Origin of the sequence: Jeotgalibacillus sp. ET6 (assembly GCF_029667115.1) — a bacterium.
Lineage (GTDB): Bacteria > Bacillota > Bacilli > Bacillales > Jeotgalibacillaceae > Jeotgalibacillus.
The window spans coordinates 559,279-580,986 of the sequence record NZ_JARUIU010000001.1 but is presented as its reverse complement, the minus strand read 5'-3'; the positions used below and the strand labels follow the sequence as shown (position 1 = coordinate 580,986).

Here is a 21,708-nt window from a genome sequence, read left to right as displayed (position 1 = left end):
ATTATTTATTGGGCGTTTATCGTTTAGAGGATTCGTGTCTATAGTTGAATTACCTCTCTTTTTTTAGTATGATTAAGTACGGTTGCAGAGGAAGTGCGGATCCCTGCTTGTAATGAATGAACACTATCACGACCACAATGAGGGGTAACTATGCTAATCAGATACAAAAAATCCTTTGAAAAGATTGCCATGGGCTTAATGTCCTTTATGCCAACGGAAAAGGATATTAAACAATTGCAGTTATCGATGAAAATGTATGAAGAAGATAAGGCGAATCGGCTTTTTTTATGGAAAGAAGAAGATATAATAGGCTTAGTCGGCATAAAAGCGGATGAGGAAAAAATTCTTGTTCAGCATATATCAGTCAGTCCTTCCCACCGAAATGAAGGGATTGGCAAAAAGATGATTTCAACACTGCGTGAAATGCACCCGGACAAGCGATTTGAGAGTACTGACTACACAGAGCGGTTTCTATCAAAGTGTATGGGTGAAGAAACTGAATAGATGGCCATAGCAATAGAAGTGACTGTTTAAACACAAAACGGGGCTGGAACAAAACTCATATAAGCTTAAATAATGAGTAAGAATATATCTATAGTATGAGGTCAGCGGAGTTGAAGGGTTGCTTGAGACTTAACAGGGTAAAGTCCTTAAAGGGATCAAGCCTCCGTTCTTGAGGAAAACGTACGATTGAAGAGCAGCGAACCGGGCAAAGAGCTTAAGACACTTTTTTCCCCTCAGGCTCATAAAAGGTCAGCATCTTATTCAGATGCTGACCTTTTTTTTCGTTTTATTAGTTCCCTTTCTCTTAAAAGGATTACATCCTGCCGATCTCTAAGTCTGTGTCGATCGGTTATCATTTGATTGCTTAGATCACTTTCTTTCCCCCACTGAAATCCTTTTTCACTACTTCTGAGCAGACACATTTGATTTAATTTTTGATCTGTTATAGGCAGCTGCAAGCTTGTATAGGGAGTGTGAGCTTGAATAGCAGCTTTTAGTTCCTGCAATTGCTCCATAAAAAAGCGGCTGTCGACTCCAAACGTCTTGAGGTCTTCACTATGAAGCCTGAATTTCTCAAGTGCTTTATTAATCATTCTCCCGGCTCCAGAAAAATTACTTCTTCTCTGATGGTATAGGGCAACAGCCAGCTGAATCCAGCCAACCCAAATCGAATCTCTTTCCATAGGTGTATTTTCTTTCCAATACTCTTCAAGTATTTCATGGCATTCAAAATAGTCCCGATCACCATGGAAATGCACCAGATAGTCAATATAGGATTGAGGATATTGATGAATCATCCTTACACCTCCAATCTTCCTACCATAGTAGCACATAAGATCAAGAATCAAAAAGATTTAAGCAAAATACCAAATAGTGATCAGGATCGCTACAGTCATCCCCGCGAGATCTGCGAGTAAACCGATGGTAAGCGCTCGTCCCATCTTTTTAATGCCCACCGCGCCAAAATATACGGTTAATACATAAAGAGTTGTATCTGTGCTTCCCTGAATGATAGCTGCCGCTCTTGAAATAAAATGTTCCGTCCCGTATGTAGCGGTTAAGTCTGCAACCATGCCAAGAGATGCTGATCCTGAAATGGGTCTTATAAACAAAAGAGGCAGTAAATCAGGCGGAATCGAAAGCCAGATCAAAACGGGTGAAAGCGCCTGATTCATCGCATCCAGAAAGCCCGAAGCCCTTAATATATTAATCGCTACAAGCATCCCTAGTAAAAATGGAAGAAGTGAAACGGATAACCGGATGCCTTCTTTGCCTCCTTCAGTGAAGGCTCCGTAAGCATCTGTTTTTTTTATAAGAGCATAAAGAAGGATTACACCTACCAAAACCGGGAGAAAAAAGGTGGATATTGCTGCTATGGTATTCATTATCTCCTCCTACGGCTGCGTTTCACTGTGAAAATATAAAATAACCGGTCTAATGTTATCGCAATGACACAGGAAAAGCAGGTTGCTAAAAAAGCGGGTACAACGATGTCCATTGGATCAGGTGCTCCATGCGTCATTCGCAAAGAAATAACAGTGGTGGGGAATAAAGTAAGAGCAGCGGTATTCAGACATAAAAATGTAATCATTGATCTTGTTGGCACTGCAGGATCAGGGTTATTTGCCTGCAGAGCGGTCATGGCTTTTAACCCGAAAGGTGTAGCTGCATTGCCAAGACCAAAAAAATTAGCTGTCATATTTGACATAATGAATCCGAGTGCAGGATCTTTAGGAGAAAGTTCAGGGAACAGTTTTAATAGAATGGGTCTTGAAAAGGCAGTCAGCTTATCCAATAGTCCGGACTGTTTAGCAATTTCCATCATGCCCAGCCAGAAAGTAAAGACCGCAATAAACCCAATCACCAGCTGAACAGCTTGAGTTGAAGCATCAAACATGGCTGTATTGACTTTTGATGTAGTGCCATTCACTACACTATAAATAAGACCGACCACAATCATTCCTATCCAAATTAAATTAACCATCTGTGATCACTGCCAAAAAATCACCTTCTCGAGAAATTTGTCCCAATTTGAAAAAAAGGAGGCACGTGTTTCCCTTATCAGCTCCTGTTCATGAATTACCTCATCTTTCAGTTTTACAGTTACAACCGGGGGAGACGTTCTGCTGTATGGAATTTTCCCTTCGATTGTTACGAGCGGTTTTTCTTTTTCTGTCAAAGGATATTCAAAGGGTTCTACAAGTGAATAAAATTCATTTTTATTTTGACCGGGAAAAGGGGGGAGGGTGTCAGGGTGAAGAATGGCCGTTTTTTTATAGTTCGCAAATCCGTATTCAAACAGATTCATGTGATCATTCCAATCATTTGATGCCCGGATCGTGACGACAATCAGCGTCATGCCATCTCTTTTTGCTGTGGTTACAAGGGTACGTCCAGCTTGTTTAGTAAAACCGGTTTTCCCTCCTGTGGCGTGCGGATACATTCCTGTAATAAGCCGATGTTTATTATTCCAGACAGGTGAAGGATCAAGGGATTCAGCTTTATGGCTTTTCGTTCCAAAGATTTCGGCAAATAAGTCATCTTTCATTGCTTCCTTTGTCAGCAAAGCCATATCGTAGGATGAGGAATAGTGTTCGTTGTCAAGATCTAATCCGTGCGGGTTTGTAAAATGAGAGTTCTTCATCCCGATTTTTTTTGCTTCTTCATTCATCAGCTTTGAAAAGTCTTCAACACTTCCGCTGATATGTTCTGCAATTGCGACTGCCGAATCATTCCCTGAGCGAAGCAGCAGTCCATAGACAAGGTCAGAAAGAGAGACCTTTTGCCCTGCTTTTAGATACAGGCTTGATCCTTCCGTAACCGAAGCTTCGGGACTGATTTTTACTAAGGATGACGGGTCGCCATGCTTTATAGCTAAATGTGCAGTCATGATTTTAGTTATGCTTGCGATCTTTTGCTCCCTGTGTGCATTTTTCTCAAATAGAACACGTCCGCTTTCTGCTTCTATCAGGATGGCCTGATCCGCTGAAGCAGAAGGTGCGGGTGCAGCCTTAGCACTGAATGCGATGGACGGATAACAAAAAACAAAAATCAGGAGTAATTTGCCAATAAGCTTCACTTTTTTCACCATCCAACATTAATGTATAGAATAGCGTATGTGGAAACTTGTCCTTCATGACAAAAAAGAGACTGCGGCAAGATCAACTGAAAGATAAGGTGATTTTTCATACATCCAGGAATAAGAAACTTCAAGCTGTTTAAATAGAACGCACACTCGATAAACTGAATAAAAAAAGAATGTTTTCAGAACAATGAATCAAGATTCATTCATTCCGAAAAACATTCTTTTATGAAGTGTCTTACAGTATACCGATTTACTTATTCTTTATCCTCTAATGCCTCTTCTCCTAAGCTGTTTTGCAGAGACCTGAAAAATAAATCAGTTTCTTCATCACCATCTGCTCCATCTAAATCCTCTGTCAGTGGAGGGAGCTGTGACAGATCATTTAAGCCGAAATAATCTAAAAATTCATGTGTAGTACCATAAAGAATCGCTCGTCCCGCACCCTCAGCACGGCCGGCATCTTTAATCAGCCCTTTTGAAACGAGTGTCTGCAGAGGTCTGTCCGTTTTTACCCCCCTGATTTCCTCAATGCTCATTCTGGTAATAGGCTGTCTGTAAGCTACAATGGCTAGTGTTTCAAGAGCTGCTTGTGACAGTGTGGAGGTTGCCGGACTTTCAACGAGTTTTTTTATGTAGGGTGTCATCTCTCTTTTGGTAGCCAATTGATAAGTGCCCGCTAATTCTACAAGATGAATGCCCCGGTTATGTTGCTCAGAATAAGACTCTTTTAATGTATTGATCTCGATTTCCGCTTCCTGCATGGAAATATCCAGGACAGCGGACAATTGGGAGATGCTTAACCCTTCATCGCCGGCAGCGAAAAGAAGACTTTCAATGACAGCGTCAAATTTACGGTTGTGCAACTAAGTTCACTCCTTCAAATGCTTCCACTAAAATATCTGAAAAATTACCTTCCTGTTTAATCGTAATTTCATTCCGTTTCATAAGCTCCAGCACCGCTAAAAAAGAAACAACCATATGCGGTTTCTCGGTGACAGGAAACATTTCATGAAACAATGAGGGTGCTCTGCGGCTTCTTAAATCTGATAAAATTTCTTCCATTCTTTTTTCAATCGAAACCTCCTGTCTGGAGATTCTCGCTGACATGGGCTTCTTTAATTTTTTTCTTCTTAATAATTTATTAAAGGCACCCAGCAAATCATGAAGATCAATCTGCATATCCTCAAGCGAATCTTGTTTTTGTGCTTCAAATTGAGAAAGATCAACCGGAGCTTTCGTGTAAAAGCTTCCGCGTTCCTGTTCTTTTTCCTTTAATTCAGCGGCTGCTTGCTTGTATTTTCTGTATTCAATTAATCTTTCCACTAGTTCATCACGTGGATCCTCTTCTTCAAAGGCTTCTTCATCTTGTTCCCATGATTCCTCATGTTTAGGAAGAAGCATCCTGCTTTTAATAGCCAGCAGTGTGGAAGCCATCACAAGATATTCACTCGCAAGATTTAATTCAAGCACCTTCATGGCACGAATATAGAGCATGTATTGTTCAGAAATGTCCGCCATCGGGATATCATAAATATCAATTTCAAGCCCTTGAATAAGATGAAGCAATAAGTCCAGCGGACCTTCAAAAGCATCTACTTTTACGCTGTATTCCATTTTAACCACCATTTCCTTTAATCTTCTTCACTTTAGTATAAAACATCCCAGAGGAGGTTCCAATAGGAGAAAACCGTCAATTACCCTGTTTAAATAGACAGAGAGTTTGCTTTTAAGACGTTATGTGCCATAATGCACTAAGGACGACAACAAGTAAAATGAGGTGCACGAATGGAACGTTTACAAAAAGTAATTGCTCACGCGGGAATCGCGTCACGCAGAAAAGCAGAAGACATGATTTCATCTGGAAAAGTTAAAGTTAACGGCAAAGTCATTACTGAACTTGGCACAAGGGTTACTCCTTCAGATGTGATAGAAGTTGAAGGAATAAAAATTGAACGTGAAAATAAAGTTTATTTTCTCTTATATAAACCAACAGGTGTCATTTCGGCTGTAAGTGATGATAAGAATCGGAAAGTAGTTACAGATTTTCTTCCTTATGTAGATGAGCGCATTTATCCTGTTGGAAGACTTGACTATGACACATCGGGTCTTTTGCTTCTGACGAATGATGGAGAGTTTGCTAATTTGCTGACTCACCCAAAGTACGAAGTGCATAAAACGTATATTGCACGAGTAAAAGGTCTTGTGTCAAGAGAATCCCTTCGAAAGCTTGAAAAGGGTGTAAAGCTTGAAGATGGAATGACAGCACCTGCTAAGGCCAAGGTGGTTTCAGCAGACAAAGCTAAAAACAAGACCATTGTGGAACTAACCATCCATGAAGGGAGAAATCGTCAGGTGAGAAGAATGTTTGACGCAATCGGCCACCCGGTTCAAAAGCTGAAACGGGAACGTTATGCTTTTCTCCATCTAGGCGGATTAAGCACGGGGGATTCCAGAGAATTAACTCCGCACGAAGTTAAACAGCTGCGGGCTCTGGCAGAAAGCGGCACTAAATAATGACCGGCTGAAACTGCAATCCTTCATTAGGATTGTGGTTTTATCTTGTATTTAGGGTCAATACTGACTATATAAGACTAGTTTTCACAGTTCATTCAAATACTGATCCCTTAAGCTCCTTAAACAAGTGCTATAATGGCAAGGAATCTATCCGAGCTTTTAAAATGAACTAAGCTGTATCAGGAGGTCTAACATTGAGCAAACGCAAAAAAAAACGCCTGCTTATCAGGGTGTCCATTTTGTCAGTATTAATCGCAGCAGTTGTTTATACCCTGTACTCTACTTTAACAGATGATGAAAGAATGCTGGTAAAGGCAGGAGACGCCGCGCCGGACTTTGAACTGACAGATCTTAACGGGGAAACTCATCGTCTCTCTGATTATAAAGGTCAGGGAGTATTTCTGAATTTTTGGGGCACGTGGTGTAAACCGTGTGAAAAAGAGATGCCATATATGGAAAATCAGTATCAGGAGTATAAAGATGAAGGCGTTCAGATTCTTGCCGTTAATGTGGGTGAATCAGAATTTCAGGTTGCCAATTTTGCAAATGAGTATAACTTATCTTTTCCTGTAGTCCGCGATGCCCAAAAAGATGTCATGTACGCCTATTCAATCGGACCGCTGCCGACAACCCTGCTAGTGAACCCGGAGGGCGAGGTAGTGAAGGTAATCAAGGGTGAAATGACAGAAGAAATGGTAGCTGATTACATGGAAATGATTAAGCCATAAGGTAAGGGGTCTTACGCATGAATGAAATAACCTGCAAGTGCGGTCACGTGAATCCGGAAGGAACAGAGCTATGCTTATCATGTGGGCGCGCTTTATCAGAAAGTGCAGAAAACAGAAAAACAGCAGATGTAATGCGATATGAAGGCATGGCAAGAAGGTCTCAGACGTACAACCTTTCTATAATAGATAAAATATGGAATTTTTTCTCCTCAGTTAAGGTAGGAGTATGGCTGATTGTCATTACATTAATTGCATCTTCGCTGGGAACGATTTTCCCTCAAGCATTGTTTATTCCGAATGGAACAGAAAATGTTTACTACGAGGAACGATATGGAATAGCCGGAAAAATCTATTACGTGCTCGGTTTCCACGATTTGTACAGTTCGTGGTGGTATCTTCTATTGATAGGGGCTATTGGTACATCTATTATTATCGCAAGTCTTGACCGAGTTATTCCTCTTTATAAAGCATTGAAGCATCAGCGTATTAACCGTCATGAATCGTTTATGAAAAGACAGAGGGTTTTTTCCAGCTACTCAATAGAGTCGCCTGAAAAATCGATCGCACAAATAAAAGAACGGCTTTTAAAAAAGCGCTATCGCATTCGTGAAGAAGAAGGTCACCTGCTGGCTGAAAAAGGAAGATTTGCACGATGGGGTCCTTATATTAATCACATTGGTCTGATCATCTTTTTAATCGGCGGAATGCTGCGTTTTGTTCCCGGGATGTATGTGGATGAAAATATGTGGATCCGCGAAGGTGAAACGATGGCTATTCCCGGAACAGGACAGGAATACTTTCTGAAAAGCGATGGGTTTACAGTCGAGACATACCAGCAGGGAGAAGATTCCGAAGTATTTAATAATACGATAGAGCGTGAAGGTGCGATTGCAAAAAACTATCAGACCGATGCTCATCTATTTAAAAGAGAAGAAGGCAGTATTGCCGGACAGCAGGGAGAACTGGTTGAAATTCAGCAGGGGGCAATTCAAGTTAATCAGCCTTTTAAATTTGATCAGTTTGCTCTTTATCAAGTTGACTTCCGGCAGGACGAGTACTCTTCCATGAGTTTTAATCTGACAGAGAAAGCTTCAGAGGAATCGGTCGGATCCTTTACGATACAATTTGACAACCCGGAAAAAGTGTATGAACTGGATAATGGCTACAGTGTTGAGCTTACTGAGTATTATCCTGACTTCTCCGGATTTGAAGATGGTGAACCACAGTCTGTTTCACCGATTCCAAATAACCCTGCATTTTTGGTCAGATTGTTTTCACCTGAAAATCCCGATGGTGAAGTAGCTTTTATCGGCATCCAGCGTAACCTGGAACCACTTGGTGAAAATGATTATGCTTTGGAATTTGCGGGAGTTGAGACAAGAGATGTCTCCGGCTTAACCGTTCGGAAAGACTTGACGCTTTGGATCTTAGGTCTTGGCGGAGCAGTCTTTATGATTGGGGTTGTGCAGGGGGCTTATTGGAATCATAGAAGATTGTGGCTGAAAAAGACGGCGGATGGAAGACTTTTGGCTGCTGGCCACACTAACAAAAACTGGTTTGGGTTCCGGAAAGATCTCGAGTATGCATTCGAAACGACCGGTTTGGATAAGCCGAAAGACCACCAGGAAGAGAACCTGAATAAAAAGGAATCCGCTGACGCAAAGGAGGAAAATAACCGTGACTCAACTAGTTAGTATTAGCAGTACCTTGCTTTACGCAGCGTTCGTGCTGTATTTAATCGCTACTGTTTTTTTCGCAGGCTCGATTAAATCAAAAAAGCATACCAATCAGACAGGGAAAAATAAATGGGCAACCATTGCCATTATCATAACGATTGCCGGATTCGTTTCACAGCTCGGCTATTTTATTACAAGATGGATTGCAGCCGGACATGCCCCGTTAAGTAATTTATTTGAATTTATCACCTTTTTTGGCATGATGCTTGTTGCAGCCTTCATCATCATTTATTTCATTTACCGCACGCATGTTTTAGGGGTTTTCGCACTGCCAATTGCGCTTCTCGTTATAGCGTATTCAAGCATGTTTCCCCGGGATGTATCTCCTTTAATTCCGGCACTGCAGAGTGACTGGCTGGCTATACATGTTTCTACAGTTGCTGCGGGTGAAGCGATTCTTGCAGTAAGCTTTGTTGCAGGGTTAATCTATCTATTAAAAGATGTGGATTTAACCAAGAGAGGGAAACAGAGATTTTGGCTGGAGGCCGTTTTATTTACTTTAGTGATCGTTGTTGGATTTATTGTGTCAACGACTGCAGGATCCATTGCAGGTTATGAAACAGAATTCTCCTATGTAAATCCTGAAGAGCAAACAGAAACCGCACAGTTTGCATTGCCTGCTCTTGTTGTTCCGCATCAGGCGGAGCTGCTGACAGAGGGACAGTTTGCCACCTCATTGGAAATGCCGTCTATTGTCAATGCAAGCAGACTGAATACAGTGTTATGGTCCATTCTTACAGGTACAGCACTTTACTTAATACTGCGGTTGGTAACAAGAAAAAGTATTTCCGCTTTGCTTCAGCCGCTCGTTAAACGTGTAAACTTAAATCTAATGGACGAAATAGGCTACCGTTCAATTCTTATTGGATTTCCCGTATTTACTTTAGGCGGTCTTGTTTTCGCTATGATTTGGGCACAAATCGCCTGGACGCGATTCTGGGGCTGGGACCCTAAAGAGGTATGGGCCTTAATTACCTGGCTTTTTTATGCCGCATTCCTTCATCTGAGATTATCAAAAGGCTGGGAAGGAAACCGTTCTGCTTGGCTTGCTGTTATAGGTTTTGCTATTATTATGTTTAATCTGGTTGCAGTTAATTTAATCATTGCCGGTTTGCATTCCTACGCGTAAAACATATGCCCTCACTTGATGTGAGGGCTCTATTTAAATAACCGGACAACGTCATAAGGAGGCAACAAAATGAGTGAAATGGGCCATATTCTAGTTGTGGATGATGAAGAGAGAATCAGACGTCTTTTAAAAATGTATCTTGAGCGCGAAGGCTATTCAATCGTTGAAGCAGAGGACGGGGACCAGGCACTTTCTCTTGCCCTTGAAGAAAACTTTGATTGCATTTTACTTGATTTAATGATGCCGGGCAAAGACGGCATCCAGGTATGCAGCGAACTAAGAGAAGTGAAAGCGACACCGGTGATTATGCTGACAGCCAAGGGAGAAGAGGGAAACCGTGTACAGGGTTTTGAGGTTGGAACAGACGACTATATTGTTAAACCATTCAGCCCAAGGGAAGTAGTGCTCAGAGTGAAAGCATTGCTGCGCAGATCTTCTACTACAAACTATCTTCAAACGGATACAAAAGCGAAAGACATGATTGCCTACCCGCACCTCGTCATCGATAATGATGCGCATCGCGTCACGGCTGATGGACATGAAGTAACACTTACGCCTAAAGAGTATGAGTTGTTGCTGTTTCTTGCGAAGAGTCCCGACAAAGTATACGACAGAGAGCAATTATTAAAAGAAGTATGGCACTACGAATTTTTTGGCGATCTTAGAACAGTGGATACCCATGTTAAGCGTTTGCGTGAAAAATTAAACAGGGTGTCTGAACAGGCCGGAAAAATGATCGTTACTGTGTGGGGAGTAGGATATAAATTCGAGGTACTTGATGAATGAGAATATGGAGAAGTGTAGTTGGCAAGCTTTGGATGACAATTCTATTGCTTGTCTGCTTTGTCCTGTTCATTTTAACCATATTACTGCTGGAATTCTTTCAAAATTACCATGTGGAAGAAGTTGAGCAGTCTTTACAGTTTGAAGCCCAGAAAATATCCAGGATTTTAGAAGATCACAGTGATATGGATCTCAGCCTTCAAATTATTTCTGAGATTGTAGATGAGCCTGTTTATGCGCTGGTCACAATCGATAATGTCGGTACATTTGCTTCAGGGGGAAATACGGAATATCAGCAGGATGTTAGAAATCTCATTGAAGAAAACAGGGTTTTTACTGCTGTAACTGAGCAGCAGAAATCTGTTCAGCAGGAGCTTTCATTGCAGTCGGATACTTCCTCAAACCGGTATGACAATGTCATCATCACAGGTGTACCATTTACATTTACAGATGGAAGCACTGGTGCTGTTTACGTTTATCAATCGCTGGAAGCCATTCAGCAGACCACTGAGCAAACGACCAGAATCATTGTTCTTGCTGCAGGTATTGCTATTATTCTTACAACAATCTTTGCTTTTTTTCTTTCCACCAGAATCACCGCTCCCCTAAGAAGAATGAGAGAAGGAGCTTTTGAAGTAGCGAGAGGCAAGTTTGATACGAAGGTTCCCATTCTTACTCAGGATGAAATTGGAGAGCTCGCCACCGCTTTTAATCAAATGGGCAGACAGCTTAAGCACCATCTGGATGCATTGAGTCAGGAAAAAGAGCAGCTGTCGAGTATTTTAAGTTCTATGGCAGATGGAGTCATTACATTTAACAGGGATGGCACTATTTTAATTTCCAACCCGCCAGCGGACCGTTTTCTGCAATATTGGTATCAGGAGCAGGAATCAGGCAGAAATGAAGCGCTTCCTCCACAGCTCCAGGAACTTCTTGAGCGCGTGATGGAAACGGATGAAGAACAGGTGGGGGAAGTGTCCATTTTAGGAAGAACATTTGTGACGATTCTCAGTCCTCTCTACAGCGGGAATGCAGTTCGCGGTGCGGTAGCGGTTATACGGGATATGACAGAGGAAAGAGGACTTGAGAAACTGCGTAAAGATTTTATTGCCAATGTATCTCACGAACTCCGGACGCCAATTTCAATGCTCCAGGGTTACAGCGAAGCGATCGTGGACGATATTCCACAGTCAGATGAAGAGAAGAAGGAAATCGCCAGAATCATTTATGATGAATCTCTAAGAATGGGACGCCTCGTAAATGAACTTCTTGATCTTGCCAGGATCGAAGCAGGTCATATTACCCTGCGCTACGAAACACTTCCCGTACTTCCTTTTATGGAGCGAATTATAAATAAATTTAATGTAGGTTCAAAAGAAAAAGATATTAAGCTGACGATTGATTCTGAACTTTCCAAGGAAGAGGAATGGAGTTTTGATCCGGACCGAATGGAACAAGTACTAACCAATCTATTAGACAATGCTCTTCGTCATACTCATGACGGAGGACTCATTCAGCTTGCTTTAACCACAGATTCCCGCAGTTTAGTCATTGAAGTAAGCGACTCTGGGATCGGAATTCCGGAAGAGGATCTGCCTTATATTTTTGAACGCTTTTATAAAGCGGATAAGGCAAGGACGCGTGGACGTGCTGGTACAGGCCTTGGGCTGGCCATTGTAAAAAACCTGATTGAAGCACATAATGGATCAATCGAAGTAGAAAGCAACCTGAATCAGGGAACAACGTTCAGGTTTCGTTTACCTTACAAGCAGCTGTAAAAAAGATTAAGATTCACAGCAAGATAGCTAAGAGAAAAATCCTTTGCGTGGAAACAAAATGCAGAGGATTTTTTTTAGGTCACTTCTTCTTTCAGAGAACTCTTCAGGCAATATCAGGTCGGTATCTAGGGTGACTTGAAAACCATTTAACATATTTTAGAGCTTTCAATCACTGTCTGGCAGTCTATCCCAATTTATCTGTTTAATCGTTTGCACTTATAGTACACTAGATGTGAAACTTTTTACTTGTTTATACGACTAATGAATTGAACGGGGAGGAGACTGATATGGACTCCGTTTTTAAACGATTATATACGGATTATCAGCAGGATGTTTTTCAATTCTTAATCTATCTAGTGAAAAATAGAGATATAGCAGAAGATCTTATGCAGGAGGTCTTTATTCGCGTAATGAAATCCTACGAAGGCTTTCAGGGGAAGAGTTCTGAAAAAACCTGGCTGTTTTCCATTGCAAAAAACGTAGCCATTGATCATTTCAGAAAGCAGTCGACCATAAAAAAAAGAATCATGAGCAGCTTTGACTGGTCTAAAAAAGAGCAAGCTGCTGATTCCCTCTTACCATCTGAGATAGCTGAATTAAATGAAAGTATGAGAGAGTTGTATGCATGTCTTGATCAATGCACGACCGACCAGAGGATGGTGGTCATTATGCGGTACATTCAAGAGTTGAGTATAGCTGAAACGGCACAGATTTTAGGATGGACAGAAGGAAAAGTGAAGACTACACAGCATCGTGCTATTAAAAGCCTGAGAGATAAAATGTCAAAAAGAGAGGGGGAAGAAGGCAGTGAGCGGTTCAAAGTGGAATGACAAGGAAATTGAAAAGATGTTGAATAAAATGCCTGTTATTAAAAACAGGCAATCTGGCCAAGTAATGTATGAAAAAATTAAAGGAAATGAACGTAAGAAGGATAAAAAGCGGGCAGGCTGGATTCCTGTTGCAGCCAGTTTAGCTGCTTTACTGCTTCTACTTCTTTTAATCCCTCCGTTCTTTGCCACTAATGAGCAGTTTAATCTTTCTTCTGGCAATGAAGGGGCTGATTCTGCCGCTGATGGGTCCGCTGAGGAGCAGACAGAAAATTTTTCAGCGAACTCGATTGAAGAAGAACAAAAGGACTTCAGTCTTGATGAAAGAGCTGCAGAAGAACACGCCAGCTCTCCGGATCAGGACCGGGAAGAAGAATTTGCTGACGATGGTGCCACTGGGAGCGAAAATACTGAATCTGATTCTCACGTTAAGCCAGAGAGTGAGGAAGAGCAGTCAGATGAAAATCAAGATGCAGCGGTTCAAACTCCTGCTGACGAAGATCCTTCTCAAAAAACTTCATTATTTACTGCGGAAGCGGCCGGGCACACTTATTTAAAAACAGCTTTGGTAACTGAGGAAGGGTACGTCATTCCTTTCACCTTTCTCCTGCCGGATAAAGAAAATGAGGACAATGCTGTTAACTTGTATAACAGATGGGCAAATGAAATTGATGAAGAAGGAATGGGGTTTATTAACTACCATCCTGTAGCAAATCATTTATCAGTAACAGAGCAAAACGGCATCAATGGTGTGATTGATCAGAACAATGAATACACACAGGACTCTTTTTCTCCTGACTTAATGGAACTGGTGTTGAAGCAAACGTTTGGAAGCGGTAATTACACTGGATTTACTTTTGTTAATGAAGAAGGTGACAAGGTCAATTTAGATGAGGAAATGGAACTCGAAATTTCTTTGAGCAATGATAATAAAGGCTATTATTTATTCAGAAATGAGCGCAGTTCCCAAGTTTATTTTGCTCAGTCTGAAAAATCTTTTGCGACTATTGAAGATGCTTTTACAGAAATGCAGCAGGTTACTCCTAATGAAGATTATCTGACAGCTCTGCCTGAAGAACTGTCAATCCAAACGGTTCAGGAGAACGAGCTATTAACCGTAACACCAAGTGAACAGATTAATGCGTATTCTGTTGAAGAAAAGAAACGGTTTATTGAAGCAGTCCTTCTGACGGCTGAATCATTTGGCATACAAGAGGTAATGTTTGAAAATATAGAAGACTTTAATGAGCTTGGGTTTGATCTTGAAAAACCACTCACAGTTCCAGCTGGCCCCAATATGTATATGATGAAATAAAAAATGCGAAAACCATGGGTTTTCGCATTTTTTCTATGATCTATTCGAACTTAAGTGCATCTCCATTAAATGGCTCATCAGCAACTTTAATCGAATCAGTAGGACAGCCTTCAAAAGCGTCCAGCATGTCGTCAAACAAAACATCCGGCACTTCCACTGTACCCTCATTGTCATCGAGTGTGACAAAAGCGATCCCTTCGTCATCATAATCATAAATATCTGGAGCGGCAGCCCCACATGCGCCGCAAGCTATGCATGTATCTTTGTCAACAATTGTATATTTCGCCAATTAAATTCCCTCCTAATTCAGTAAATCCTCTGAAAACAAGAAAAAAGTATCATGTATCATTCTAAACATGTCATTGAAGTTTTTCAATAGAAAGATGTTTATTCTTAGCTCTGATTCACCATTATACTTAAATTTTACCCGATTCGACAAAAAGAAAACGGACAATGATCGACAAAAACATGGTAAAATGAAGCAATGACTTCTTGAAAGGAGAGCTTCTATGACATATCTGGATGCGATCTTATTAGTCTGTTTTCGATTGTTTAATGGAGATCGAAGCCGTTCTGCAATCTTTCATTTAGTATCCGGAAAAAAAACCTCTCAAACCATTCAAGACGGTCATTTGTATGGAGCCCAGGATTTTTTTCAAATCTTCCCGGACATAACCAGAGAAACGTTTGATCTAAGCTGTGCCCGGCTGGCACACAGTAATTACTTACTACAGCTGGATGAACAAAGATGGAATGTGTCAAAAGAAGGGGAAAACGCGCTCAAAGACTATTTTAATTCTCATCATTTTCCAAATCATTTAAAAGGCTGGCTGTACCATGATCGTGCAGCGGTTTTTTGGAAGAGACTGCTGCTGCTAACGCAGTCGCTGTCTAATTATGCTTACAGAGAAAATCGCTTTTACCCTGTTCAGCGCGATCCGGAAGTTCAGCATTGGGTCAAATCGGTGTTTTTAAAATGGGGAAATGATAGAAATAATTATACTAATAGATTATTTTTAGAACTTACTGACCTATGTTCGGAAGAAAAGTTTCCTGACCACCCTGATTTTATCATTCAGCAAATGACCGGTTATCAGCTTATTGGAATGACTGCGAACCAGTTAGCCGGCTATTTCTCCATCGATATTTGGGAAGTACATATTCGATTTTTAAACAGTCTTCATTTTATTTTCAATGAAATTCAGAATCAGAATAAGTATCCCATTCTCTACTCGATGCAGGAAGATCTTACACAAAAGGAATTTGTCCTGACCGTTTCCTCTGAAAAAACGCTGATTTACATTAATCAAGCGTACTCTGTTGAACAAATTGCTCGTATTCGTAATTTAAAGAAGAGCACGATTGAGGATCATATTATCGAAATTACCCTGATGATTCATTCTTTTTCAATAGACCGTTATGTGCATCATAGTATGCAGGAGGAAATCTGGCAGGCTGCTGCTCAATTAAATAATAAAAGGATAAAAGAAATAAAAGAAATGGTGCCCGATGCAAGCTTTTTCCAAATCAGGCTGGTTCTCGTATCAAAAGGAAGGATGGAAAGCAAATGGAAGATACCTTATTTAAACACTTTGGGTTCAGGTCTTTCAGAGATGGTCAAAAAGAAATAGTCGAGAGCATTATGGCAGGAAAGGATACAGTAGCTATGCTGCCTACAGGCTCAGGTAAATCTTTGTGCTATCAGTTTCCGTCTTATCTTACTCAATCACAGGTCCTTATCGTATCCCCTTTACTTTCCCTTATGCAGGATCAGGTTGAACAAATAAAATTCAGAGGGGAAAAGAAAGTAATAGCACTTAATTCCTTTTTAGCTTTTAAAGAAAGAAAACGGGCACTTAAAAATCTCCGTTACTACAGGTTTATTTTTATTTCACCCGAAATGCTGAATCTCCCGGAAATGAAAGAAGCGTTATCATCCTGCAGGATTAATCTGTTCGTAGTGGATGAAGCGCATTGCATTTCACAATGGGGACCTGATTTCAGGCCTGATTACCTTACTCTTGGAAAAATAAAAGAAGATTTAGGAAATCCGGTGACACTTGCATTAACTGCAACCGCTACAGTCAAAATCCGGGCGGACATCTGTCAAATTTTAAATATGGACAATCCTAATGAATGGATTTATTCAGTCAACCGTCCCAATATTGCTTTGAGGGTCGATCAGCTTTCCACTTTTAAAGAAAAAGTTCTGAAATTAAAGGGCTATATAGAATCGCTTGCATCACCAGGCATTGTCTACTTTTCAAGTAAAAAATTGGCTGATGAACTTGCAAGCGAGATGAATCAAACAACTTCCAAAAAAATTTCAAGCTATCATGCAGGGCTTGAGCAGGACCAGCGAATTCTTATTCAGCAGCAGTTTATTACAGACCAGCTTGACTGGATTTTTGCTACAAGTGCTTTTGGAATGGGTGTTAACAAAGAGAATATCCGGACTGTTATCCATTTTCATCTGCCCTCGAGCATGGAAGCATTTGTTCAGGAAATTGGCAGAGCCGGCCGTGACGGTAATAAAAGTTTGTCAATCCTGTTATACTTATCTAAGGATGAACAAATTACGACAAATTTACTGGAACTTGAAAGACCATCCATACGTCAAATAAGTGAGTTTGAAAAAATGTATAATACATCCTCTGATCTCAAGAAGATTGAAGAACAAATAGGATTATCAGAAGTTCAAAACAGAGTTTTACATTATTACGCTAAAAAAGACAGTTTGAAAAAAAATTGGGTTAACCATGTTGATCAACAGATTTCAACTCGAATTTTAGAAAAGAAAAGTAAAATGATTCAAATGACTGAATATGTGACTGCAGATGTCTGCAGGAGACAGAAAATTACTCAGTGTTTTGATGAAGATCAGCCGGTGCCCCAGCTGCTTTGCTGTGATCATTGCGGTTTTGCTCTTGATCCATTTAAAGACAATCAGGAATCTTTAAATACACATTTGACCTGGCAGGAGCGGCTGTCAACAATCTTTAAGGAGAGTGAAAATGTCCGGTCAACAAAAAACACTTGATCGTATTTCGCATAAGCAGCTGCTGGCTTCTGTTGTTGGAACTCAGCTTTTCTTTTTAACAGCTGCTTTTTTACTCGGAAGCTTCTTATTTAAAAATGATCCCATTTTGATTGGGATAGCAGACCTTTCACCTTCTATCATCCTGATTGGTCTTACAGCAGGGCTGCTTATCGTTTTAGCAGACATCTGGCTGATGAAAACCCTTCCCGGTCATTACTATGATGATGGCGGAATCAATGAGAAATTGTTTTCAAATGCAAGTACTGCTCAGCTTTTTTGGCTGGCAGTGATAGTGGCGCTGTCAGAGGAACTGTTGTTTAGAGGAATTATTCAAACAAACACAAATTGGTTTTTTGCCAGCTTACTTTTTGCCATTGTTCATTTTCGCTATTTAAATCATTGGTATCTTACCCTGAATATTGTGATTCTCAGTTTGATCATTGGGGGAATATATGAGTGGACGAATAATATTTGGTCAACCATCTGTCTTCATTTTATTGTTAATTTATTTTTAGGACTGTATATTCAGCAATCTGCAAAACATAAAAAAAGAAAAGAAGGGGAATTACATGAAACGAGATCCTTATCGTGATCAGGCAAATAAAACACGACAGGAAATTAGTGCAGTGGATCAACATAATCACTCGGAAATAGATGGCGGAGCTGAGACCTCAAGGCTGTCGCTGCACGGGAAGAAAAGAGAAGAGAAAGCTGCACAAAAAAAACCTTTTCCACTCATAAGGGTGCTGGTTGGCTTGTTCGTACTTCTTCCCGTTACCGTTGCCATCCTATCTTTAACATTTAATAGTTCGGAAAGTGGAGTTACAAACGCAACAATGGACCGGGATAACACAGTTCAAGTTGAGCGTGCACAGGGCACGCAGGAAAATCAGAATGCTCAGGCTGAAGACCCATCTCCATCATCTGTAACTGCGGCTGAGGAGGATGAAGAAGAGGAAGCAGCCGAAGAAACTCAGCCAAGTGCGGAAACCTCTCAGGCAGGCAATGAGAGCGAAAGCAGTGAAGCGCAGGAAGAGGATACAAGCGAAACGACAGAAACAGTTCAAGAGCCTAAGGATGAAACTGTAGAAGAACCTGTGGAAGAACAAGCGGAGCCTGCTGCTGAACCTGAAGAGGAAACAACCTCTTCTGCTACTCACACAGTTCAGTCAAGCGAAACGTTATACCGTATTTCCGTTAACTATTTTGGAAGCGGTGACTGGGTTGAAAAAATCAAAGAACTTAATGGTCTCAGCAGCAATGAAATTTCAGAAGGACAGGTTTTGAAAATTCCCGCTCAATAATTTATTGGTCGAGTTTATGATAAAAAGAAGGACTTAATTAGAATTAAAGCGAAGAAAGTACTATAAATTAAAAGAGGTGAAGTCAATGTTTGTTAAAAGTGCAATGGTACCTGAAAGTAAATGCTTTACAGTTCAATCAGCTGACACAATTGAAAAAGTAATCACACTTCTAGAAGAGCACGGGATTGACGGGGTTCCGGTTTTAAATGGATCTCAATACGAGGGAATAGCCACTAGGTATCATATTTATAAAGCTTTTTTTGAATCCGGAAGATCCCGGCAGGAATTTAACACTTCTTTTACTGCACTGGATGTGGCAACGCATCAGGATACATATTTAAAAGGGGACGAAATCTTTGAGACCACTCTATTTGAATTAAATGACTTTCCTTTATTATCTGTGGTAGACGAAGCAGGTGACTTTAAAGGCATTGTCACGCGATATGATGTTTTCAACCAGTTTCAGAGTGCTTTTGGAATGCATAGAAAAGGGATCAGGATTGCGTTTACTTCCGTTGAAACAGAGGGAAGAATCTCACGTCTGGCAGATATTATCCAGCAATTCCACGAATCCGTCATTTCTCTTGTAACGTTTGATGAAACGGATAAGCTGGTGAGAAGAATTGTATTAAAAATCGAAAAAAAGGATAATATAGATCGTTTTCTTAAAAAATTAGAGAAATCCGGCTTCAGAATTTTAGATATTAAAGAAGACTAAGGAACGTGAATTTGACTTGTAAATGCATGTTTTTATAGATCACGGAAGCTTGGTATTTTGATCGTGTAAGCCACTAAAAAGTCTTAATTCCCTGTCTTTGGAGGAAAGCGTATCCCTTTAAGCGCAGCGAAACGATCTGAGAGGCTGGGACAAAACTCAAAAAATTTTAAAAAAGAAGATATATTTATTAATAGTGATAGGTGAGCGGAGCGGAAGGTGGCGCTCCAGCAGGACATGACGGTTGCTTGAGACCCCGAAAAGCAAAGCCTGAGGAGGGCTCAGCGCCGTCCCTGCGGAACGCGTCCGCCTGAAGCGCAGTGAACCGGTCGTAGAGCTTGAGACACTTTTGTCTCAAGCTCCTATTATGTTTAGCTTTAGAAAGTTGATCACCAAGACAAAATGTTAGCAGCTGTTATCCAGGCCTCCTCATCTTAACGAGATGCAGGCTTTTTTAGAATGGAGGAATTTATTAGTGAAATATATGGCAGTGACCCTTTTGTCCTTCCTGCTAATGGCTGGCTGGATGGTGAAAAGAGCATTTGAAAATAATGTTAACTATACAAAAATTGAATTAGATCACTACAAGTCAGAAAGAGAATTTTCATTTTTTTTTATTTCCGATATTCATCGGAGAATCCTTGACCTTAATTGGATCAAGACAATACCATCAGCCGACGCAGTCATCATAGGCGGAGATTTAATTGAGAAAGGCGTTCCTTTTTCAAGAGTGGAGAAAAATATTCAACTACTATCAAAGCTCGGACCGGTTTATTTTGTTTACGGAAATAATGATGAAGAGGTTGATTTGAAAAAGCTGAATCAGTTATTGCGTGCAAATAATGTTACAATCCTTGAAAATAAAGCAATTAAGCTGCAAATTGAAAACGATCATGGCCTATGGATTGCGGGTGTTGGTGATATCAGTTATCAAAAAGACGATGTACAGAAAACACTCCAAATGGTTCATACATCAGATCCGATTGTTTTAGTAAGTCATGAACCAGTGGTTATCGATAAGCTGGCCCATGTGAATAAAAGAATTGATTTAGTTTTAAGCGGTCATACCCACGGAGGACAAATACGCCTATTTGGAGCAGGTCCATATGAAAACGGCTCCCTGAAGAAAGTAAATTCAACCTATCAGCTGATTAGTAATGGCTTTGGAACGACATTTATTCCTTTGCGGCTGGGTGCTAAATCTGAAACTCATCATATATCTCTAGCCCCAAAAAACGGAAGCGTTGTATAAAACCTATACAAAGTTTACACAAAATTAATTGAGAGATATAATTTGGAAGAACGATCATAGCCGCAGGAGGGCAAATGTAATGAATAATGAAGAAGGCAAGTACAATATTAAAGCTGTCTCCACAATGGTCGGTATACAGCCAGGCACAATGCGTGCGTGGGAAAGAAGATATAAAATCATCGAGCCTGTGCGAAATGATTCCGGTCACAGACTTTATACAGATGAACACGTGAAAAAGTTAAAGTGGCTGGTTCAAAAAATCAACTCAGGGTTCACCATCAGCCAGGCAGTTACACTGCTTGAAAAACAGGATGTTAAACAGCCTAAGGAAACATTGGAAGGTCCTAAAGACAGAATCATAAATTTCCAGGATGATTTGGTTGCAGCCCTGTTAAATTTTGAAGAAAATAAGGCTCATGATTTAATAAATCAGGCTTTTTCACTTTATACAATAGATAAAGTACTTATTGACATTTTAGGCACTGTTCTTATCAGAATTGGAGAGCAGTGGGAGACTGGACAGATCACTACGGCTCATGAGCATTTTGCCACTTCCATTCTCCGCTCCAGAATTGGAATTCTGATGCACTCATTTCCGCACAATGAGCTTCTGCCAAAGGTTGTAGCCGTGTGCGCACCGGGAGAATGGCATGAACTGGGGTTATTAATCTTTACCTTGTATGTCCGAAGAAAAGGGTTTGAAGTCATTTATCTTGGTGCAAGCATAAAAAAAGGCGATATTGAGGTTGTTCTTGATACAGTAAATCCTAAATTTCTGTTTCTTTCATGTACACTTCAGGAAAACCTTGAGGCTGCGTTTGAATTAATCAACAGACTTTCTGCTAATCGACCGGAATTATTTGTGGGTATTGGAGGCCATGCTGTTGATTTTCTGTCTCAAAAAGACCAGCTGACATACGAAAACCACCTCGTTGGCAGGTCAAAAGAAGAATGGGACAACTGGCTTTCTACAAAAATTCACTTGTAGCCATGGATTC

23 protein-coding genes are annotated in these 21,708 nt (G+C 40.6%); 16 read left to right on the top strand and 7 right to left on the bottom strand.

All coding sequences use genetic code 11. The features are described 5' to 3' along the window. Positions 1-150: 150 nt before the first annotated feature. Positions 151-504, top strand: a complete 354-nt coding sequence (locus tag P6709_RS02955; protein WP_278239386.1) for a GNAT family N-acetyltransferase — start codon at positions 151-153, stop codon at positions 502-504. A gap of 257 nt (positions 505-761) precedes the next feature. Here the strand turns inward: P6709_RS02955 and P6709_RS02950 are convergent, their stop codons facing one another. The 6 genes from P6709_RS02950 to P6709_RS02925 all read right to left on the bottom strand — a co-directional run bounded on the left by P6709_RS02950 (position 762) and on the right by P6709_RS02925 (position 5,203). Beyond that, positions 762-1,301, bottom strand: a complete 540-nt coding sequence (locus tag P6709_RS02950; RefSeq protein ID WP_278239385.1) for a DUF309 domain-containing protein — start codon at positions 1,299-1,301, stop codon at positions 762-764. Between the two features lie 57 nt (positions 1,302-1,358). After that, positions 1,359-1,889: a spore maturation protein gene (locus tag P6709_RS02945; RefSeq protein WP_278239384.1), complete on the bottom strand. Its 531-nt coding sequence runs from the start codon at positions 1,887-1,889 to the stop codon at positions 1,359-1,361. Further along, a complete protein-coding gene (locus P6709_RS02940) occupies positions 1,889-2,488 on the bottom strand; it encodes a nucleoside recognition domain-containing protein (RefSeq protein WP_278239383.1) in 600 nt (199 codons plus the stop codon). Before P6709_RS02940 ends, P6709_RS02945 begins: the two co-directional genes overlap by 1 nt. A 6-nt stretch (positions 2,489-2,494) precedes the next feature. Then, complete coding sequence (locus P6709_RS02935) at positions 2,495-3,583, bottom strand: D-alanyl-D-alanine carboxypeptidase family protein (protein WP_442905287.1); 1,089 nt, start codon at positions 3,581-3,583, stop codon at positions 2,495-2,497. A 260-nt stretch (positions 3,584-3,843) separates the two neighbouring features. Further along, on the bottom strand, positions 3,844-4,452 hold the full coding sequence (gene scpB / locus P6709_RS02930) for an SMC-Scp complex subunit ScpB (protein WP_278239382.1): 609 nt from the start codon (positions 4,450-4,452) through the stop codon (positions 3,844-3,846). Continuing rightward, entirely contained in the window at positions 4,439-5,203 is a 765-nt protein-coding gene (locus P6709_RS02925) for a segregation/condensation protein A (protein WP_278239792.1), read from the bottom strand. Before P6709_RS02925 ends, scpB begins: the two co-directional genes overlap by 14 nt. 171 nt (positions 5,204-5,374) lie before the next feature. Between P6709_RS02925 and P6709_RS02920 the strand changes: the two genes are divergently transcribed. From P6709_RS02920 to P6709_RS02885, 8 genes are all read left to right on the top strand, one after another. After that, entirely contained in the window at positions 5,375-6,103 is a 729-nt protein-coding gene (locus tag P6709_RS02920) for a pseudouridine synthase (protein WP_278239381.1), read from the top strand. A gap of 194 nt (positions 6,104-6,297) precedes the next feature. Next, positions 6,298-6,831 carry a thiol-disulfide oxidoreductase ResA gene (gene resA / locus P6709_RS02915; RefSeq protein ID WP_278239380.1) on the top strand — a complete coding sequence of 178 codons (534 nt, stop codon included), beginning with the start codon at positions 6,298-6,300 and terminating at the stop codon, positions 6,829-6,831. A gap of 17 nt (positions 6,832-6,848) precedes the next feature. After that, a complete protein-coding gene (gene resB / locus P6709_RS02910) occupies positions 6,849-8,525 on the top strand; it encodes a cytochrome c biogenesis protein ResB (protein ID WP_278239379.1) in 1,677 nt (558 codons plus the stop codon). Further along, positions 8,509-9,696 carry a c-type cytochrome biogenesis protein CcsB gene (gene ccsB, locus P6709_RS02905; RefSeq protein ID WP_278239378.1) on the top strand — a complete coding sequence of 396 codons (1,188 nt, stop codon included), beginning with the start codon at positions 8,509-8,511 and terminating at the stop codon, positions 9,694-9,696. The genes resB and ccsB overlap by 17 nt, the downstream gene beginning before the upstream one ends. A gap of 69 nt (positions 9,697-9,765) precedes the next feature. Next, positions 9,766-10,482 (top strand): response regulator transcription factor, encoded by a 717-nt coding sequence (locus tag P6709_RS02900; RefSeq protein ID WP_278239377.1) that lies wholly within the window; start codon positions 9,766-9,768, stop codon positions 10,480-10,482. Beyond that, on the top strand, positions 10,479-12,257 hold the full coding sequence (locus P6709_RS02895; RefSeq protein ID WP_278239376.1) for an ATP-binding protein: 1,779 nt from the start codon (positions 10,479-10,481) through the stop codon (positions 12,255-12,257). Before P6709_RS02900 ends, P6709_RS02895 begins: the two co-directional genes overlap by 4 nt. 266 nt (positions 12,258-12,523) lie before the next feature. Next, positions 12,524-13,087: an RNA polymerase sigma factor SigX gene (sigX, locus tag P6709_RS02890; protein WP_278239375.1), complete on the top strand. Its 564-nt coding sequence runs from the start codon at positions 12,524-12,526 to the stop codon at positions 13,085-13,087. Next, on the top strand, positions 13,065-14,399 hold the full coding sequence (locus tag P6709_RS02885; protein WP_278239374.1) for a hypothetical protein: 1,335 nt from the start codon (positions 13,065-13,067) through the stop codon (positions 14,397-14,399). Before sigX ends, P6709_RS02885 begins: the two co-directional genes overlap by 23 nt. A gap of 40 nt (positions 14,400-14,439) precedes the next feature. Here P6709_RS02885 and P6709_RS02880 read toward each other — a convergent pair whose 3' ends face one another. After that, the gene (locus P6709_RS02880) at positions 14,440-14,688 is read right to left on the bottom strand and encodes a ferredoxin (RefSeq protein WP_041058062.1); all 249 of its coding nucleotides are present in this window, start codon (positions 14,686-14,688) and stop codon (positions 14,440-14,442) included. A gap of 220 nt (positions 14,689-14,908) precedes the next feature. Here P6709_RS02880 and P6709_RS02875 point away from each other — a divergent pair, with 220 nt between their 5' ends. The 7 genes from P6709_RS02875 to P6709_RS02845 all read left to right on the top strand — a co-directional run bounded on the left by P6709_RS02875 (position 14,909) and on the right by P6709_RS02845 (position 21,698). Beyond that, entirely contained in the window at positions 14,909-16,030 is a 1,122-nt protein-coding gene (locus tag P6709_RS02875; protein ID WP_278239373.1) for a helix-turn-helix domain-containing protein, read from the top strand. After that, positions 15,967-17,439, top strand: coding sequence for a RecQ family ATP-dependent DNA helicase (locus tag P6709_RS02870; RefSeq protein WP_278239372.1), 1,473 nt, complete (start codon positions 15,967-15,969; stop codon positions 17,437-17,439). The genes P6709_RS02875 and P6709_RS02870 overlap by 64 nt, the downstream gene beginning before the upstream one ends. Next, on the top strand, positions 17,414-18,031 hold the full coding sequence (locus P6709_RS02865; protein WP_278239371.1) for a CPBP family intramembrane glutamic endopeptidase: 618 nt from the start codon (positions 17,414-17,416) through the stop codon (positions 18,029-18,031). The genes P6709_RS02870 and P6709_RS02865 overlap by 26 nt, the downstream gene beginning before the upstream one ends. Continuing rightward, positions 18,009-18,743: a LysM peptidoglycan-binding domain-containing protein gene (locus P6709_RS02860; RefSeq protein WP_278239370.1), complete on the top strand. Its 735-nt coding sequence runs from the start codon at positions 18,009-18,011 to the stop codon at positions 18,741-18,743. The genes P6709_RS02865 and P6709_RS02860 overlap by 23 nt, the downstream gene beginning before the upstream one ends. A gap of 85 nt (positions 18,744-18,828) precedes the next feature. Next, complete coding sequence (locus tag P6709_RS02855) at positions 18,829-19,461, top strand: CBS domain-containing protein (RefSeq protein ID WP_278239369.1); 633 nt, start codon at positions 18,829-18,831, stop codon at positions 19,459-19,461. 481 nt (positions 19,462-19,942) lie between these two features. After that, on the top strand, positions 19,943-20,710 hold the full coding sequence (locus P6709_RS02850) for a metallophosphoesterase (RefSeq protein WP_278239791.1): 768 nt from the start codon (positions 19,943-19,945) through the stop codon (positions 20,708-20,710). Between the two features lie 79 nt (positions 20,711-20,789). Continuing rightward, a complete protein-coding gene (locus tag P6709_RS02845) occupies positions 20,790-21,698 on the top strand; it encodes a MerR family transcriptional regulator (RefSeq protein WP_278239368.1) in 909 nt (302 codons plus the stop codon). Positions 21,699-21,708 lie beyond the last annotated feature (10 nt).

Excerpts from the sequence above, each read along its gene's own strand:
- P6709_RS02860 (WP_278239370.1), top strand. The coding sequence starts at position 18,009 with ATGAAACGAGATCCTTATCGTGATCAGGCAAATAAAACACGACAGGAA.
- P6709_RS02925 (WP_278239792.1), bottom strand. The coding sequence starts at position 5,203 with ATGGAATACAGCGTAAAAGTAGATGCTTTTGAAGGTCCGCTGGACTTA.
- P6709_RS02950 (WP_278239385.1), bottom strand. The coding sequence starts at position 1,301 with ATGATTCATCAATATCCTCAATCCTATATTGACTATCTGGTGCATTTC.
- P6709_RS02855 (WP_278239369.1), top strand. The coding sequence starts at position 18,829 with ATGTTTGTTAAAAGTGCAATGGTACCTGAAAGTAAATGCTTTACAGTT.
- P6709_RS02870 (WP_278239372.1), top strand. The coding sequence starts at position 15,967 with ATGGAAGATACCTTATTTAAACACTTTGGGTTCAGGTCTTTCAGAGAT.
- P6709_RS02945 (WP_278239384.1), bottom strand. The coding sequence starts at position 1,889 with ATGAATACCATAGCAGCAATATCCACCTTTTTTCTCCCGGTTTTGGTA.
- P6709_RS02940 (WP_278239383.1), bottom strand. The coding sequence starts at position 2,488 with ATGGTTAATTTAATTTGGATAGGAATGATTGTGGTCGGTCTTATTTAT.
- P6709_RS02895 (WP_278239376.1), top strand. The coding sequence starts at position 10,479 with ATGAGAATATGGAGAAGTGTAGTTGGCAAGCTTTGGATGACAATTCTA.
- P6709_RS02955 (WP_278239386.1), top strand. The coding sequence starts at position 151 with ATGCTAATCAGATACAAAAAATCCTTTGAAAAGATTGCCATGGGCTTA.
- P6709_RS02920 (WP_278239381.1), top strand. The coding sequence starts at position 5,375 with ATGGAACGTTTACAAAAAGTAATTGCTCACGCGGGAATCGCGTCACGC.
- P6709_RS02845 (WP_278239368.1), top strand. The coding sequence starts at position 20,790 with ATGAATAATGAAGAAGGCAAGTACAATATTAAAGCTGTCTCCACAATG.
- P6709_RS02900 (WP_278239377.1), top strand. The coding sequence starts at position 9,766 with ATGAGTGAAATGGGCCATATTCTAGTTGTGGATGATGAAGAGAGAATC.
- P6709_RS02865 (WP_278239371.1), top strand. The coding sequence starts at position 17,414 with ATGTCCGGTCAACAAAAAACACTTGATCGTATTTCGCATAAGCAGCTG.
- P6709_RS02875 (WP_278239373.1), top strand. The coding sequence starts at position 14,909 with ATGACATATCTGGATGCGATCTTATTAGTCTGTTTTCGATTGTTTAAT.
- P6709_RS02850 (WP_278239791.1), top strand. The coding sequence starts at position 19,943 with ATGGCAGTGACCCTTTTGTCCTTCCTGCTAATGGCTGGCTGGATGGTG.
- resB (WP_278239379.1), top strand. The coding sequence starts at position 6,849 with ATGAATGAAATAACCTGCAAGTGCGGTCACGTGAATCCGGAAGGAACA.